16 protein-coding genes are annotated in these 14,940 nt (G+C 65.3%); 15 read left to right on the forward strand and 1 reads right to left on the reverse strand.

The window, feature by feature from the left end; genetic code table 11:
- Positions 1 to 11: 11 nt before the first annotated feature.
- The 15 genes from ccoO (ACVWY1_RS11085) to ACVWY1_RS11155 all read left to right on the forward strand — a co-directional run bounded on the left by ccoO (ACVWY1_RS11085) (position 12) and on the right by ACVWY1_RS11155 (position 14,092).
- Positions 12 to 620, forward strand: a complete 609-nt coding sequence (gene ccoO / locus ACVWY1_RS11085) for a cytochrome-c oxidase, cbb3-type subunit II (RefSeq protein WP_046856462.1) — start codon at positions 12 to 14, stop codon at positions 618 to 620.
- Between the two features lie 5 nt (positions 621 to 625).
- Positions 626 to 820: a cbb3-type cytochrome oxidase subunit 3 gene (locus ACVWY1_RS11090; protein ID WP_046856463.1), complete on the forward strand. Its 195-nt coding sequence runs from the start codon at positions 626 to 628 to the stop codon at positions 818 to 820.
- Positions 817 to 1,758 (forward strand): cytochrome-c oxidase, cbb3-type subunit III, encoded by a 942-nt coding sequence (ccoP, locus tag ACVWY1_RS11095; RefSeq protein WP_102684963.1) that lies wholly within the window; start codon positions 817 to 819, stop codon positions 1,756 to 1,758. Before ACVWY1_RS11090 ends, ccoP (ACVWY1_RS11095) begins: the two co-directional genes overlap by 4 nt.
- Positions 1,759 to 2,192: 434 nt before the next feature.
- On the forward strand, positions 2,193 to 3,635 hold the full coding sequence (gene ccoN / locus ACVWY1_RS11100; protein WP_046856465.1) for a cytochrome-c oxidase, cbb3-type subunit I: 1,443 nt from the start codon (positions 2,193 to 2,195) through the stop codon (positions 3,633 to 3,635).
- Positions 3,635 to 4,243, forward strand: coding sequence for a cytochrome-c oxidase, cbb3-type subunit II (ccoO, locus tag ACVWY1_RS11105; protein ID WP_023631369.1), 609 nt, complete (start codon positions 3,635 to 3,637; stop codon positions 4,241 to 4,243). Before ccoN ends, ccoO (ACVWY1_RS11105) begins: the two co-directional genes overlap by 1 nt.
- 5 nt (positions 4,244 to 4,248) lie before the next feature.
- A complete protein-coding gene (locus tag ACVWY1_RS11110; protein ID WP_102684962.1) occupies positions 4,249 to 4,440 on the forward strand; it encodes a cbb3-type cytochrome oxidase subunit 3 in 192 nt (63 codons plus the stop codon).
- The gene (gene ccoP / locus ACVWY1_RS11115; protein WP_110699087.1) at positions 4,437 to 5,420 is read left to right on the forward strand and encodes a cytochrome-c oxidase, cbb3-type subunit III; all 984 of its coding nucleotides are present in this window, start codon (positions 4,437 to 4,439) and stop codon (positions 5,418 to 5,420) included. The genes ACVWY1_RS11110 and ccoP (ACVWY1_RS11115) overlap by 4 nt, the downstream gene beginning before the upstream one ends.
- Positions 5,421 to 5,677: 257 nt before the next feature.
- Positions 5,678 to 7,093 (forward strand): cytochrome c oxidase accessory protein CcoG, encoded by a 1,416-nt coding sequence (gene ccoG, locus ACVWY1_RS11120; RefSeq protein WP_457378273.1) that lies wholly within the window; start codon positions 5,678 to 5,680, stop codon positions 7,091 to 7,093.
- A gap of 15 nt (positions 7,094 to 7,108) precedes the next feature.
- Positions 7,109 to 7,636 carry a FixH family protein gene (locus ACVWY1_RS11125; protein ID WP_102684959.1) on the forward strand — a complete coding sequence of 176 codons (528 nt, stop codon included), beginning with the start codon at positions 7,109 to 7,111 and terminating at the stop codon, positions 7,634 to 7,636.
- Between the two features lie 106 nt (positions 7,637 to 7,742).
- Positions 7,743 to 10,214 (forward strand): heavy metal translocating P-type ATPase, encoded by a 2,472-nt coding sequence (locus tag ACVWY1_RS11130; protein WP_277503297.1) that lies wholly within the window; start codon positions 7,743 to 7,745, stop codon positions 10,212 to 10,214.
- Positions 10,196 to 10,408 carry a cbb3-type cytochrome oxidase assembly protein CcoS gene (gene ccoS, locus ACVWY1_RS11135; RefSeq protein WP_102684671.1) on the forward strand — a complete coding sequence of 71 codons (213 nt, stop codon included), beginning with the start codon at positions 10,196 to 10,198 and terminating at the stop codon, positions 10,406 to 10,408. The genes ACVWY1_RS11130 and ccoS overlap by 19 nt, the downstream gene beginning before the upstream one ends.
- Positions 10,401 to 11,084, forward strand: coding sequence for a sulfite exporter TauE/SafE family protein (locus ACVWY1_RS11140; RefSeq protein ID WP_139672501.1), 684 nt, complete (start codon positions 10,401 to 10,403; stop codon positions 11,082 to 11,084). Before ccoS ends, ACVWY1_RS11140 begins: the two co-directional genes overlap by 8 nt.
- A gap of 101 nt (positions 11,085 to 11,185) precedes the next feature.
- Positions 11,186 to 12,568 carry an oxygen-independent coproporphyrinogen III oxidase gene (gene hemN, locus ACVWY1_RS11145; protein WP_139672504.1) on the forward strand — a complete coding sequence of 461 codons (1,383 nt, stop codon included), beginning with the start codon at positions 11,186 to 11,188 and terminating at the stop codon, positions 12,566 to 12,568.
- Between the two features lie 187 nt (positions 12,569 to 12,755).
- On the forward strand, positions 12,756 to 13,490 hold the full coding sequence (gene fnrA, locus ACVWY1_RS11150; RefSeq protein ID WP_023630845.1) for a Crp/Fnr family transcriptional regulator FnrA: 735 nt from the start codon (positions 12,756 to 12,758) through the stop codon (positions 13,488 to 13,490).
- 53 nt (positions 13,491 to 13,543) lie between these two features.
- Complete coding sequence (locus ACVWY1_RS11155; protein WP_139672510.1) at positions 13,544 to 14,092, forward strand: adenine phosphoribosyltransferase; 549 nt, start codon at positions 13,544 to 13,546, stop codon at positions 14,090 to 14,092.
- A gap of 121 nt (positions 14,093 to 14,213) precedes the next feature.
- On the opposite strand, the gene recR is transcribed toward ACVWY1_RS11155, so the two are convergent.
- Positions 14,214 to 14,816, reverse strand: coding sequence for a recombination mediator RecR (gene recR, locus ACVWY1_RS11160; protein ID WP_217868997.1), 603 nt, complete (start codon positions 14,814 to 14,816; stop codon positions 14,214 to 14,216).
- Positions 14,817 to 14,940 lie beyond the last annotated feature (124 nt).

The following is a 14,940-nucleotide window of genomic DNA, read 5'->3' on the forward strand; positions in this document are numbered from 1 at the left end:
AGTAGAGCCTGATGAAACACGAAGTCGTTGAGAAAAACATAGGCCTGATGGCCCTGCTGATGGTGTTCGCCGTCAGCATCGGCGGCCTGACCCAGATCGTCCCGCTGTTCTTCCAGGACGTGACCAACAAGCCGGTCGAAGGCATGAAGCCCTACACCGCCCTGCAGCTCGAAGGCCGCGACATCTACATCCGCGAAGGCTGCGTCGGCTGCCACTCGCAGATGGTGCGGCCGTTCCGCGCCGAAACCGAGCGCTACGGTCACTACTCGGTGGCCGGCGAAAGCGTCTGGGACCACCCGTTCCTGTGGGGTTCCAAGCGCACCGGCCCGGACCTGGCCCGGGTCGGCGGGCGCTACTCGGACGACTGGCACCGTGCGCACCTGTACAACCCACGCAACGTGGTGCCTGAGTCGAAGATGCCGTCCTACCCGTGGCTGGTGTCCTCGCAGGTCGACAACAGCCACACCGACGTCAAGATGCGCGTCCTGCGCAACCTGGGCGTGCCGTACACCGACGATGACATCGCCGGGGCCAAGGACGCCGTCAAGGGCAAGACCGAGATGGACGCGCTGGTCGCCTACCTGCAGGTGCTCGGCACCGCGATCAAGAACAAGAGGTGAGTGCGATGGAAATGGACATCGGCATGATCCGCGGCCTGGGCACCCTGCTGGTGATGATCGCCTTCATCGGCTTGTCGCTCTGGGTGTTCAACCGCCGCCGCGACCGTGATTTCGCCGAAGCGCGCCTGCTGCCCTTCGTCGACGACCGCCTGCCCCCCGCCGGGCAGGAACCTGCTGCAATGAGGAGTACCCGGCAATGACCACCTTCTGGAGTACGTACATCAGCGTACTGACCATCGGCAGCCTGATCGGCCTGACCTGGCTGCTGCTCGGCACCCGCAAGGGCCAGAGCAGCGACACCACCGACCAGACCATGGGCCACAGCTTCGATGGCATCGAGGAGTACGACAACCCGCTGCCGAAATGGTGGTTCTGGCTGTTCGTCGGCACCCTGGTGTTCTCGGTCGGTTACCTGATCCTCTACCCAGGCCTGGGCAATTGGAAAGGCATCCTGCCCGGCTACGAGAACGGCTGGACCCAGGTGGACGAGTGGCAGAAAGAGATGGACAAGGCTGACGCCAAGTTCGGCCCGATCTTCGCCAAGTATGCCGCCATGCCGGTGGAGGAAGTGGCCAAGGACCCGCAGGCGCTGAAGATGGGCAGCCGGCTGTTCGCCTCCAACTGCTCGGTGTGCCACGGCTCCGACGCCAAGGGCTCCTACGGCTTCCCCAACCTGACCGACAAGGACTGGCGCTGGGGCGGCGAGCCGGAGACTATCAAGGCCTCGATCATGAACGGCCGCCACGGCGTGATGCCGGGCTGGGCCACGGTGATCGGCGAGCAGGGCGTGGCAGATGTCGCCGCGTTCGTGCTGACCAACCTCGATGGCCGCAGCCTGCCGGAAGGCGTCAAGGCCGACCCGGCCAAGGGCCAGGAGATCTTCGCCAGCAATTGCGTGGCCTGCCACGGCCCCGCAGGCAAGGGCACCCCCGCCATGGGCGCACCCGACCTGACCCACCCGCAGGCGTTCATCTACGGCTCGAGCTTCGCCCAGCTGCAGCAGACCATCCGCTACGGCCGCCAGGGCCAGATGCCGGCGCAGCAGGATATCCAGGGCAATGACAAGGTCCACCTGCTGGCGGCCTATGTCTACAGCCTGTCGCAGGATGAAGTGCCGGAAACCGTAACCGCCAAGTAAGCAAGCGCAACACCCCTGTGGGAGCAAGTCCGCTCCCACAGGCCCGCTCTACCCTCCCCACCTTGCACCCCCTCCGAACACAACTAAGCTTGTTGCCACAGTGGCTCCGCTCGCAGCGACCGGAACAGACGTGGTGCACAGCCTGACATCACGCATCCAACCTGGACGCTCGAGCCTGCGGCTTTGGGATGTGCCTTGCGTGCCCGTCCCAAGAACAAAAGCTTGACCGAACGATCAGAAAAACATGGAAAACGGTACACATTACAAATATTTATTTGTGTACAATCGTTCAACCCCCAACGCCACGGGACGGTGGCGAAAAGGGCCTGGACACGGGTCGGCGTACACAACTTGCGTTGCCATAACCCTGGTGGTTATCAATACTGGCGCCGATTTACCAACCAACAAGAACACCCAAACCGTGGAACCTTAGAATGAGCACTGCAATCAGTCCGACTGCTTATAACTATAAGGTCGTCCGCCAGTTCGCCATCATGACGGTGGTCTGGGGGATCCTTGGCATGGGGCTCGGCGTCTTCATCGCCTCGCAACTGGTATGGCCCCAGCTCAACCTGGACCTGCCATGGACGAGCTTCGGCCGCCTGCGCCCGCTGCACACCAACCTGGTGATCTTCGCCTTCGGTGGCTGTGCCCTGTTCGGCACCAGCTACTACGTGGTGCAGCGCACCTGCCAGACCCGCCTGATCTCCGACAGCATGGCCGCCTTCACCTTCTGGGGTTGGCAGGCGGTGATCGTCGGCGCGCTGATCACTCTGCCGATGGGCTTCACCACCACCAAGGAATACGCCGAGCTCGAGTGGCCGCTGGCGATCCTGCTGGCCATCGTCTGGGTCACCTACGCCCTGGTGTTCTTCGGCACCATCGTCAAGCGCAAGACCAAGCACATCTATGTCGGCAACTGGTTCTACGGCGCCTTCATCGTGGTCACCGCGATGCTGCACATCGTCAACCACATCTCACTGCCGGTGAGCCTGTTCAAGTCCTACTCGGCCTACGCCGGGGCCACCGACGCGATGATCCAGTGGTGGTACGGCCACAACGCCGTGGGCTTCTTCCTCACCACCGGTTTCCTGGGGATGATGTACTACTTCGTGCCCAAGCAGGCCGAACGGCCGATCTACTCCTATCGCCTGTCGATCGTGCACTTCTGGGCGCTGATCACCCTGTACATCTGGGCCGGCCCACACCACCTGCACTACACCGCGCTGCCGGACTGGGCGCAGTCGCTGGGCATGGTGATGTCGATCATCCTCCTGGCGCCGAGCTGGGGCGGCATGATCAACGGCATGATGACCCTGTCGGGCGCCTGGCATAAGCTGCGTACCGACCCGATCCTGCGCTTCCTCGTGGTGTCGCTGGCGTTCTACGGCATGTCCACCTTCGAAGGCCCGATGATGGCCATCAAGACGGTCAACTCGCTGTCGCACTACACCGACTGGACCATCGGCCACGTCCACGCCGGCGCCCTCGGCTGGGTGGCGATGATCTCGATCGGCGCGGTCTACCACATGATCCCGAAACTCTACGGCCGCCAGCAGATGCACAGTGTCGGGCTGATCAACGCGCACTTCTGGCTGGCGACCATCGGCACCGTGCTGTACATCGCCTCGATGTGGGTCAACGGCATCACCCAGGGCCTGATGTGGCGCGCCATCAACGACGACGGCACCCTCACCTACTCCTTCGTCGAAGCCCTGCAGGCCAGCCACCCGGGCTTCATCGTTCGCGCCCTGGGCGGTGCGTTCTTCGCCTCCGGCATGCTGCTGATGGCCTACAACGTGTACCGCACCGTGCGCGCCGCCAACCCGGTGGAGGCTGAGGAAGCCACCAAGATCGTCGTCGTGGGAGCCCACTGATGAAGCATGAAGCAGTCGAGAAGAACATTGGCCTGATGGCCTTCTTCATGGTCATCGCCGTCAGCGTCGGCGGCCTGACCCAGATCGTCCCGCTGTTCTTCCAGGACGTCACCAACAAGCCGGTCGAGGGCATGAAGCCACGCACCGCGCTGGAGCTCGAAGGCCGCGACATCTACATCCGCGAAGGCTGCGTCGGCTGCCACTCGCAGATGATCCGCCCGTTCCGCGCCGAAACCGAGCGCTACGGCCACTACTCGGTAGCCGGTGAAAGCGTGTGGGACCACCCGTTCCTGTGGGGCTCCAAGCGCACCGGCCCGGACCTGGCCCGGGTCGGCGGGCGCTACTCGGACGACTGGCACCGTGCGCACCTGTACAACCCGCGCAACGTGGTGCCGGAGTCGAAGATGCCGTCGTACCCGTGGCTGGTCGAGCACAAGCTCGACGGCAAGGACACCGCCAAGAAGATGGAAGTGCTGCGCACCCTGGGCACCCCCTACACCGATGAAGACATCGCCGGCGCCGCCGACGCGGTCAAGGGCAAGACCGAGATGGACGCCCTGGTCGCGTACCTGCAAGGCCTTGGCACCCTCATCAAGAGCAAACGGTGACCGTGATGGATATCGGGATGATTCGCGGCCTGGGCACCGTCGTGGTGCTGGTGGCCTTCGTGGGCCTGGCGCTGTGGGTGTTCAGCCCGCGGCGCAAGAAGGAGTTCGACGAGGCAACGCAATTGCCGTTCGCGGACGATCCCGAAGCCACCCGTCACGTCGAGCAAGCACAAGCTTCTAGGAGCAAACAACAATGACAACCTTCTGGAGTCTGTACGTCACCGTCCTGACCCTGGGCACCATCTTCGCCTTGACCTGGCTGCTGCTGTCGACCCGCCGGGGCCAGCGCGAGGAAATCACCGACGAAGTCGTCGGGCACGCCTTCGACGGCATCGAGGAGTACGACAACCCCCTGCCGAAATGGTGGTTCTGGCTGTTCGTCGGCACCGTCGTCTTCGCCCTCGGCTACCTGGTGCTCTACCCAGGCCTGGGCAACTGGAAAGGCATCCTGCCGGGCTACGCCTACGTCGACAACGAAAAGAAGACCGAGTTTTCCAACGGCCAGGCCGGCTGGACCGGCGTGCACGAGTGGGAAAAGGAAATGGCCAAGGCCGACGCCCGCTTCGGGCCGATCTTCGCCAGGTTCGCCGCCATGCCGGTGGAGGAAGTGGCCAAGGATCCGCAGGCACTGAAGATGGGCGCGCGCCTGTTCGCCTCCAACTGCTCGGTATGCCACGGTTCCGATGCCCGCGGCGCCTACGGCTTCCCCAACCTGACCGACAACGACTGGCGCTGGGGGGGTGAGCCGGAGACCATCAAGACCACCATCATGAACGGTCGTCATGGCGTGATGCCGGGCTGGGCCACGGTCATCGGCGAACAGGGCGTGGCGGATGTGGCGGCCTTCGTGCTGACCAACCTCGACGGTCGCAAGCTGCCCGAGGACGCCAAGGCCGACCCGGCCAAGGGCAAGGAAATCTTCGCCACCAACTGCGTGGCCTGCCACGGCCCCGAAGGCAAGGGCACCCCGGCGATGGGCGCGCCCAACCTGACCCACCCGCAAGCGTTCATCTACGGTTCGAGCTTCGCCCAGTTGCAACAGACCATCCGCTATGGTCGCCAGGGCCAGATGCCGGCCCAGGCGCAGATGCAGGGCAACGACAAGGTGCATCTGCTGGCGGCGTACGTGTATAGCCTGTCGCACCAGGAACAGCAGCAGGCCCCACAAGCCGAGTGATGTCGAACCATGGGAGCGGCGGCACGCCGCTCCCATGGTTGTTTCAGCACATGCAAAAACAGCCGCGACTGACATGGATCAATTGACACCCGCCATAACACGATTCACACCACGAACCCAACGCGACTAAGTGTCGCAGTGCGCCCCGCATGCGCTATCACAGGCGTATCATGGGCCGCAGAGCGCTAGCAGAACGCGCGAGACTGCGGCCGGCACGCACTGGCCGCGGCATTTCTCCACTGCCGTGGGACTTGATGATGAGCAAGCAAATTCCGGTACATGACGTCACCCCGCCTGCCAGCAAAGGGAAGGATTCCGTCGATCTCTACGCCTCGCGCGAAAAAATCTATACCCGCGCCTTCACCGGCATTTTCCGCAGGTTGCGGATGGTCGGTGGCGCGGTATTGTTCCTGCTGTATTTCGGCACCGTCTGGCTGAACTGGGGCGGCCACCAGGCCGTGTGGTGGAACCTGCCCGAGCGCAAGTTCTACATCTTCGGCGCCACCATCTGGCCCCAGGACTTCATCCTGCTTTCGGGCATCCTCATCGTCGCCGCCTTCGGCCTGTTCTTCATCACCGTGTACGCCGGCCGGGTCTGGTGCGGCTACACCTGCCCGCAGAGCGTGTGGACATGGGTGTTCATGTGGTGCGAGAAAGTCACCGAAGGCGACCGCAACCAGCGCATGAAGCTGGACAAGGCGCCCATGAGCGCCAACAAGCTCCTGCGCAAGCTGGCCAAGCACAGCCTGTGGCTGTTGATCGGCTTCGTCACCGGCATGACCTTCGTCGGCTACTTCTCGCCGATCCGCGAACTGGCGATCGAGTTCTTCACCGGCCAAGCCGATGGCTGGGCCTACTTCTGGGTCGGCTTCTTCACCCTGGCCACCTACGGCAACGCCGGCTGGCTGCGCGAGCAGGTGTGCATCTACATGTGCCCGTACGCGCGCTTCCAGAGCGTGATGTTCGACAAGGACACCCTGATCGTTTCCTACGACCCGCGCCGCGGCGAAACCCGCGGCCCGCGCAAGAAGGACATCGACTACAAGGCCAAGGGTTTGGGCGACTGCATCGACTGCACCATGTGCGTGCAGGTCTGCCCCACCGGCATCGACATTCGTGACGGCCTGCAGATCGAGTGCATAGGCTGCGCCGCCTGCATCGACGCCTGCGACAGCATCATGGACAAGATGAACTACCCCAAGGGCCTGATCAGCTACACCACCGAGCACAACCTGTCCGGGCAGAAGACCCACATGCTGCGCCCGCGCCTGATCGGCTATGCCCTGGTGCTGCTGGTGATGATCGGCGCTCTGGTCACCGCCTTCGCCACCCGTTCGCTGGTGGGCTTCGACGTGGCCAAGGACCGCGTGCTGTACCGCGAGAACGCACAAGGCCGGATCGAGAACGTCTACAGCCTCAAGGTGATGAACAAGGACCAGCGCGACCACGTCTACGTGCTCGACGCCGCCGGCCTGCCCGACCTCAAGCTCGAAGGCCAACGCGAGATCCGCGTGGCCGCCGGCGATATCGTCAACCTGCCGGTGCAGTTGTCGGTCGCACCGGAGCAGCTGCCCTCGACCACCAACGAAATCACCTTCATCCTCAAGGACGCTGACGACAGCGCCAGCCAGGTTGAAGCCAAGAGCCGCTTCATCGGCCCACAGATCCGCTGAAAGAGAACCTAGACAATGCCTGCCGCCACCGCCGCCAGCCCCTGGTACAAGCACCTCTGGCCCTGGATCATCATCGGCATCCTGGCCACCTCGGTGTGCCTGAGCCTGACCATGGTCAGCATCGCCGTGCGCAACCCGGACAACCTGGTCAACGACAACTACTACGAGGCCGGCAAGGGTATCAACCGTTCGCTGGACCGCGAGCTGCTGGCCCAGACCCTCAACCTCAAGGCCAGCGTGCACCTGGACGAGCTGACCGGCGAGGTCGAAGTGCGCCTGACCGGCAACAGCGACCCGCAGGCGCTGGAGCTGAACCTGATCTCGCCGACCCAGCCGGCCAAGGACCGCAAGGTGCAGCTGGCACGCACCGAGCCAGGCCGCTATGTCGGCCAGCTGGACGACAAGGTCGACGGCCGGCGCTTCGTCGAGCTGCTCGGCAGCCAGGACGACCATGTGTGGCGGTTGTTCGAGGAGGAGAAGGTCGAGCATGGGGTGACCTTGCAGCTGGGCGATGAAGCCATTCAAGGGGCCGAGCACCAGTAACAGCGACACACCACACCTCGTGGGGGCGGGCCTGAAAACCAGCATTCCAGGCCCATCGCGGGGCAAGCCCGCTGCCACGAACCCGCTGCAGCAAGAAGAGATGTCGATGAGCCAACCCACCCCCTGCTACCACTGCGCCCTGCCCGTCCCCGCCGGCAGCCGCTTCACCGCCGTGGTGCTTGGCGAGCCCCGGGCATTCTGCTGCCCCGGCTGCCAGGCAGTGGCAGAGTCCATCGTCGCCGGGGGCCTGGAGCACTACTACCAGCACCGCAGCGACACCAGCGCCAACCCCGAGGCCCTGCCCCGCCAACTCCAGGACGAGCTGGCCCTATACGACCGCAGCGACGTGCAGCAGACCTTCGTGCGCCACACAGGCGAACTGGCCGAGGCCACCTTGCTGGTCGAGGGCATCAGCTGCGCCGCCTGTGGTTGGCTGATCGAGAAGCACCTGCGCACCCTGCCCGGCGTCGTCGACGCCCGGCTGAACCTGTCCAACCATCGCCTGCTGGTCAACTGGGACGACCAGCAACTGCCACTGTCGCAGCTGCTGGCCGGGCTACGCCACATCGGCTATGCCGCCCACCCCTACCAGCCCGACCAGGCCGCCGAACAGCTGGCCCGGGAAAATCGCAGCGCCCTGCGTCGCCTGGGCGTGGCCGGGCTGCTGTGGTTCCAGGCGATGATGGCGACCATGGCCACCTGGCCGGAATTCAACATCGACCTGTCGCCCGAGCTGCACACCATCCTGCGCTGGGTCGCGTTGTTCCTCACCACGCCCATCGTGTTCTACAGCTGCGCACCGTTCTTCAAGGGCGCGGCCCGCGACCTGCGCACCCGCCACCTGACCATGGACCTTTCGGTGTCGCTGGCCATCGCCCTGGCCTACTGCGCCGGGATCTGGACCGCCATCACCGGCCATGGCGAGCTGTATTTCGACACCGTGGGCATGTTCGCCCTGTTCCTGCTCACCGGCCGCTACCTGGAGCGCCGCGCCCGCGAACGCACCGCGGCGGCCACCGCGCAGCTGGTCAACCTGCTGCCGGCGTCGTGCCTGCGCCTGGACGCCAACGGCCAGGGCGAACGCATCCTGCTCGGCGAACTGCAGTGCGGCGACCGTGTGCAGGTGCTGCCTGGGGCCGTCATCCCGGCCGACGGGCTCATCGTCGACGGTCGCTCCAGCGTCGACGAATCACTGCTGACCGGTGAGTACCTGCCCCTGGCGCGCCGCGTCGGCGACCGGGTGACCGGTGGCACCCTCAACGTCGAAAGCACGCTGACGGTCGAGGTCCAGGCCCTGGGCCAGGATTCGCGCCTGTCGGCCATCGTCCGCCTGCTGGAGCGCGCCCAGTCGGAGAAACCGCGCCTGGCGGAGATCGCCGACCGCGCCTCGCAATGGTTCCTGCTGTTCACCCTGGTCGCCGCCGCGGTGATCGGTGTCGTCTGGTGGCAGCTCGATGCGCCCCGGGCGTTCTGGATCGTCCTGGCCATGCTGGTCGCCACCTGCCCTTGCGCCCTGTCGCTGGCCACCCCCACCGCTCTCACCGCCGCCACCGGCAGCCTGCACAAGCTCGGCCTGCTGGTGACCCGCGGGCATGTGCTCGAAGGCCTCAACCAGATCGACACGGTGATCTTCGACAAGACCGGCACCCTCACCGAAGGCCGCCTGGCCCTGCGCAGCATCCGCCCGCTGGGCCGACTGGACGCTGACCAGTGCCTGGCGCTGGCGGCGGCGCTGGAGAACCGTTCCGAACACCCCATCGCCCGTGCCTTCGGGCGCGCCACACAGGCGGCCGAAACCGTCACTGCCGTGCCGGGGCTGGGCCTGGAAGGCATGCTGGCAAGCCAGCGCCTGCGTATCGGCCAGGCCACCTTCGTCTGCGCACTCAGCGGCGCCGAGGTACCCACCGTGCCGGAGCCACACGGGCAATGGCTGCTGCTCGGGGACCGGCAAGGGCCACTGGCCTGGTTCGGCCTGGATGACCGCCTGCGCGACGACGCCCAGGATCTGGTGACGGCCTGCAAGGCACGCGGCTGGAATACGCTGCTGCTGTCCGGCGACAGTTCGCCAATGGTCGCGCAGGTGGCCGCGCAACTGGGCATCGACCAGGCCGTCGGCGGCCTGCGTCCGGACGACAAGCTCGCCCGCCTGAAAACGCTGCAGGGTGAAGGGCGCAAGGTGCTGATGCTTGGCGACGGCGTCAACGATGTACCGGTGCTGGCCGCCGCCGACATCAGCATCGCCATGGGCAGCGCCACGGACCTGGCCAAGACCTGCGCCGACGCGGTGCTGCTGTCCAACCGCCTGCAGGCGCTGGTGCAGGCCTTCGACCTGGCCCGCCGGACCCGCCGCAACATTATCGAGAACCTGCTTTGGGCGACGCTGTACAATGGCCTCATGCTGCCGTTCGCCGCGCTCGGCTGGATCACCCCGGTGTGGGCGGCGATCGGCATGTCGGTCAGCTCGCTGATCGTGGTGCTCAACGCCCTGCGCCTGACCCGGCTGCCCAGCGGCGTGACGCCGCCCGGGCGCGAGCCCGCGTCGCTCGAAAGGAAACCGCTATGCCCGCCCTCTACGTGATGATCCCCGCCGCCCTGCTGCTGGTCGGTGTCGCCGTGTACATCTTCTTCTGGGCGGTGGACAGCGGCCAGTACGACGATCTGGAAGGCCCGGCCCACAGCATCCTGTTCGATGACCAGGACCCCTGCCACCAGGCCGCCGTAAAGCCCAAGGGCGAGAAACCCGAAGACCAGGACCCTGCCCCGCGTGCCTGAACTGATCCCCCTGCTGGGCTCGGCGCTGGTCCTGGGCCTGCTCGGGGGCGGCCATTGCCTGGGCATGTGCGGCGGCCTGATGGGCGCCCTGACCCTGGCCATCCCCCCCGAACAGCGCAGCCGGCGCCTGCGCCTGCTGCTGGCCTACAACCTCGGGCGTATCCTCAGCTATGCCGCCGCCGGCTTGCTGTTGGGCCTGGCTGGCGTGGCCCTGGCCAGCAGCCCGCTGGCGACCGGTTTGCGGGTCGCGGCCGCGTTGCTGCTGATCGCCATGGGCCTGTACCTGGCCGGCTGGTGGAGCGGCCTGACCCGTATCGAGGCACTCGGGCGCGGGCTTTGGCGCCATGTGCAGCCGCTGGCCACGCGCTTGCTGCCGGTTTCCAGCCTGCCCCGCGCCTTGCTGCTGGGCGCCCTGTGGGGCTGGCTGCCGTGCGGGCTGGTGTACAGCACCCTGCTGTGGGCGGCGAGCCAGGGCGATGCACTGCACAGCGCGGCGCTGATGCTGGCGTTCGGCCTGGGCACCTGGCCGGTGCTGCTGGCCACGGGGCTGGCGGCCGAGCGGGTGGGTAGCCTGCTGCGCCATCGCGGAGTGCGCATGGCCGGCGGCGTGCTGGTAATTCTCTTTGGCCTGTGGACCCTGCCCGGTCCTCACCAGCACTGGCTCATGGGGCATTGAGGGGCTGCTGCGACCGCCAGATCTCCTGATACAAATCAACACGACTTCTTACAAGCGCCCCTAGACTCCGGACACTGCAGCTTTATCCGGGGACTACCCACATGCTCGACGACCTACGCTGGGACGCCGACCTGATTCGTCGCTACGATCTGGCCGGGCCACGCTACACCTCCTATCCGACCGCTGTGCAGTTGCATGGCGAAGTGGGCTCGTTCGACCTGCTCCACGCCCTGCGCGAGAGCCGCCGCGCCACCCGCCCGCTGTCGCTGTACGTACATGTGCCGTTCTGCGCCAACATCTGCTACTACTGCGCCTGCAACAAGGTCATCACCAAGGACCGCGGCCGCGCCGCGCCCTACCTGCAACGCCTGGAGCAGGAAATCCAGCTGATCGCCTGCCACCTCGACCCCAAGCAAGTCGTCGAGCAGCTGCATTTCGGCGGCGGCACGCCGACCTTTCTCAGCCATGTGGAACTGCGCCAGCTGATGGCCACCCTGCGCCAGCACTTCCACCTGCTGGACGACGACTCCGGCGACTACGGCATCGAGATCGACCCGCGCGAGGCCGACTGGTCGACCATGGGCCTGTTGCGCGAGCTGGGCTTCAACCGTGTCAGCCTCGGCGTGCAGGATCTGGACCCCGCCGTGCAGCGCGCGGTCAACCGCCTGCAGAGCCTGGAGCAGACCCGCACGCTGATCGAAGCAGCGCGCACCCTGCAGTTCCGCTCGATCAACCTGGACTTGATCTACGGCCTGCCCAAGCAGACCCCGGAAGGTTTCGCCCGCACCGTCGAGGAAGTGATCCGCCTACAGCCCGACCGTCTGTCGGTATTCAACTACGCGCATCTACCCGAACGCTTCATGCCCCAGCGGCGCATCGACAGTAGTGACCTGCCGGCCCCGGCGGCCAAGCTGGAGATGCTGCACGCCACCATCGACCAACTGACCGCCGCCGGCTACCGCTACATCGGCATGGACCACTTCGCCCTGCCCGACGACGAGCTGGCCATCGCCCAGGAAGAAGGCACCCTGCAACGCAACTTCCAGGGCTACACCACCCACGGCCACTGCGACCTGATCGGCCTGGGCGTGTCGGCGATCAGCCAGATCGGCGACCTCTACTGCCAGAACAGCAGCGACCTCAACACCTACCAGGACTCCCTCTCCACCGCCCAGCTGGCGACCCAGCGCGGCCTGATGTGCAACCAGGACGATCGCTTGCGCCGCGCAGTGATCCAGCAACTGATCTGCCACTTCGAACTGGATTTCGAAGCGATCGAACACGCCTTCACCATCGATTTTCGCGGCTACTTCAAGGAGCAGTGGCCACAACTGCAAGCCATGCAACGCGACGGCCTGATCAGCCTGGACGCCAAGGGCATCCGCATCCTGCCGGCCGGCCGCCTGCTGGCGCGCTCGGTGTGCATGGTGTTCGACGCCTACCTCGCGCAGCAGAACCGCCAGCGTTTCTCGCGGGTGATCTGAGGCGCTTGAGGCGTTTCACCGCATGGACAGCCCGCCTTTCGAGGCACACTATGGACAGTTGAACGGTGACGGGACACACCTTCCGCACCGCTGCTAGCGTGCACCAAAAATGCGCACACTGGCCTACAGCCCATGCCGCAGGTTATCCTTACGGCTTATGTGTGCTTTCCCACAAGGATCGAAAGAAATGTCCGAGCCAGTAAAACTGCGCCCACACAACCAGGCCCACTGCAAGGATTGCAGCCTGGCCCCCCTGTGCCTGCCCCTGTCCCTGAACCTGGAAGACATGGACGCACTGGATGAAATCGTCAAACGCGGCCGCCCGCTGAAGAAAGGCGAGTTCCTGTTCCGCCAGGGTGACAATTTCGGCTCGGTCTACGCAGTACGTTCCGGCGCCCTCAAGACCTTCAGCCTCAGCGACAGCGGTGAAGAGCAGATCACCGGTTTCCACCTGCCCAGCGAGTTGGTCGGCCTGTCCGGCATGGACACCGAGGCCTACCCGGTGTCGGCCCAGGCCCAGGAAACCACCTCGGTGTGCGAGATCCCCTTCGAGCGCCTCGACGAACTCTCGGTACAGCTGCCACAGCTGCGCCGTCAGCTGATGCGGGTGATGAGCCGCGAGATCCGTGACGACCAGCAGATGATGCTGCTGCTGTCGAAAAAGACCGCCGACGAGCGCATCGCCACCTTCCTCGTCAACCTGTCGGCGCGCTTCCGCGCCCGTGGTTACTCGGCCAACCAGTTCCGCCTGAGCATGTCGCGCAACGAGATCGGCAACTACCTGGGCCTGGCGGTGGAAACCGTGTCGCGCGTGTTCACCCGCTTCCAGCAGAACGGCCTGCTCAAGGCCGAGGGCAAGGAAGTGCACATTCTCGACCCGATCCAGTTGTGCGCGCTAGCCGGTGGTGCACTCGAGGTCTGATCGCCGCGCTAAAAGGGTATACTGACGCCGAGTTTTTCCAGGATACCCGCCCCATGCACAGCGACACCTTCGACCTCAAAGCCTTGATCCGCCCGGTATTGGACTTCCCCAAGCCGGGCGTGATCTTCCGCGACATCACCCCGCTGTTCCAGTCGCCGCGCGGGCTGCGCTATGTCGCCGACCAGTTCATCGAGCGCTATGTCGAGGCCGAGTTCAGCCATATCGGCGCCATGGACGCGCGAGGCTTCCTGATTGGCTCGATCATTGCTCACCAGCTGAACAAGCCGCTGATCCTGTTCCGCAAGCAGGGCAAGCTGCCGGCTGACGTGCTGTCCGAGGGCTATCAGACCGAATACGGCGAGGCCTTCCTGGAAGTGCATGCCGACAGTCTCTGCGATGGGGATTCGGTCTTGATCTTCGATGACCTGATTGCCACCGGCGGCACCCTGCTGGCGGCCGCCAACCTGGTGCGCCGCACCGGTGCGCAAGTGTTCGAGGCGGCGGCGATCATCGACCTGCCGGAACTGGAAGGCTCGCGTCGCCTGCAGGCGGCCGGGGTGCCGACCTTCTGCCTGACCGAGTTTTCCCTGAGCGAATACTGAGTTCGCCTTCAAAACGATCGCGGGGCCAGTCGCATCGGCGCACCGCCGCTTCCACGCATGTTGATCTGCGCGGGAGCGGCGGTGCGCCGATGCGACTGGCCCCGCGATACTTTGCAACGACTTACAGCGAAATCGGCCGGCGCCCGGCAAAGGCGTGAGCCAGCGTCCCGCCATCCACCAATTCCAGCTCGCCACCCAACGGCACGCCATGGGCGATGCGCGTGGCAGTCAGGCCCTTCTCGGCCAGCAGCTGGGCGATGTAGTGCGCCGTCGCCTCCCCTTCCACCGTGGGGTTGGTGGCCAGGATCACCTCACTGAAGGTGCCCTGCTCCTCGATCCGCGCCATCAGCTGTGGAATGCCGATGGCATCCGGCCCCAGCCCGTCCAGCGGCGAGAGATGCCCCTTGAGCACGAAGTAGCGACCTCGATAGCCGGTCTGCTCCACTGCGTACACATCCACCGGCCCCTCGACCACGCACAGTTGCGTGTCGTCACGGCGCGGGTCGGCGCACTGCGGGCAGAGTTCCTGCTCGGTCAGCGTGCGGCATTGGCGGCAGTGACCGACACCCTCCATAGCCTGGCTCAGGGCCTGGGCCAGGCGCGTGCCGCCACTGCGGTCACGCTCCAGCAGCTGCAGGGCCATGCGCTGGGCGGTTTTCTGGCCGACGCCGGGCAAGATGCGCAAGGCGTCGATCAGTTGGCGGATCAGGGGGCTGAAGCTCATGGGAATGGCCTGACAGATCAATAAGACGCGGTTTATACCGAGCAAGGTGGGCAGCGTCAAATCAAAGGCGAACGATGACCAACCGTTGCGGTTGACCCGTGAACAGGCCCTGCGTTCACAAGGC

The organism is Pseudomonas sp. TE6288, assembly GCF_054062095.1.

Bases quoted from the DNA above. Each gene is read 5' to 3' on its own strand.
- ccoO (WP_023631369.1), top strand. From the start codon at position 3,635: ATGAAGCATGAAGCAGTCGAGAAGAACATTGGCCTGATGGCCTTCTTC.
- ccoP (WP_110699087.1), top strand. From the start codon at position 4,437: ATGACAACCTTCTGGAGTCTGTACGTCACCGTCCTGACCCTGGGCACC.
- ACVWY1_RS11125 (WP_102684959.1), top strand. From the start codon at position 7,109: ATGCCTGCCGCCACCGCCGCCAGCCCCTGGTACAAGCACCTCTGGCCC.
- ccoS (WP_102684671.1), top strand. From the start codon at position 10,196: ATGCCCGCCCTCTACGTGATGATCCCCGCCGCCCTGCTGCTGGTCGGT.
- recR (WP_217868997.1), bottom strand. From the start codon at position 14,816: ATGAGCTTCAGCCCCCTGATCCGCCAACTGATCGACGCCTTGCGCATC.
- ccoO (WP_046856462.1), top strand. From the start codon at position 12: ATGAAACACGAAGTCGTTGAGAAAAACATAGGCCTGATGGCCCTGCTG.
- fnrA (WP_023630845.1), top strand. From the start codon at position 12,756: ATGTCCGAGCCAGTAAAACTGCGCCCACACAACCAGGCCCACTGCAAG.
- ccoG (WP_457378273.1), top strand. From the start codon at position 5,678: ATGAGCAAGCAAATTCCGGTACATGACGTCACCCCGCCTGCCAGCAAA.
- ACVWY1_RS11155 (WP_139672510.1), top strand. From the start codon at position 13,544: ATGCACAGCGACACCTTCGACCTCAAAGCCTTGATCCGCCCGGTATTG.
- ACVWY1_RS11090 (WP_046856463.1), top strand. From the start codon at position 626: ATGGAAATGGACATCGGCATGATCCGCGGCCTGGGCACCCTGCTGGTG.
- ccoP (WP_102684963.1), top strand. From the start codon at position 817: ATGACCACCTTCTGGAGTACGTACATCAGCGTACTGACCATCGGCAGC.
- ACVWY1_RS11130 (WP_277503297.1), top strand. From the start codon at position 7,743: ATGAGCCAACCCACCCCCTGCTACCACTGCGCCCTGCCCGTCCCCGCC.
- ccoN (WP_046856465.1), top strand. From the start codon at position 2,193: ATGAGCACTGCAATCAGTCCGACTGCTTATAACTATAAGGTCGTCCGC.
- hemN (WP_139672504.1), top strand. From the start codon at position 11,186: ATGCTCGACGACCTACGCTGGGACGCCGACCTGATTCGTCGCTACGAT.
- ACVWY1_RS11110 (WP_102684962.1), top strand. From the start codon at position 4,249: ATGGATATCGGGATGATTCGCGGCCTGGGCACCGTCGTGGTGCTGGTG.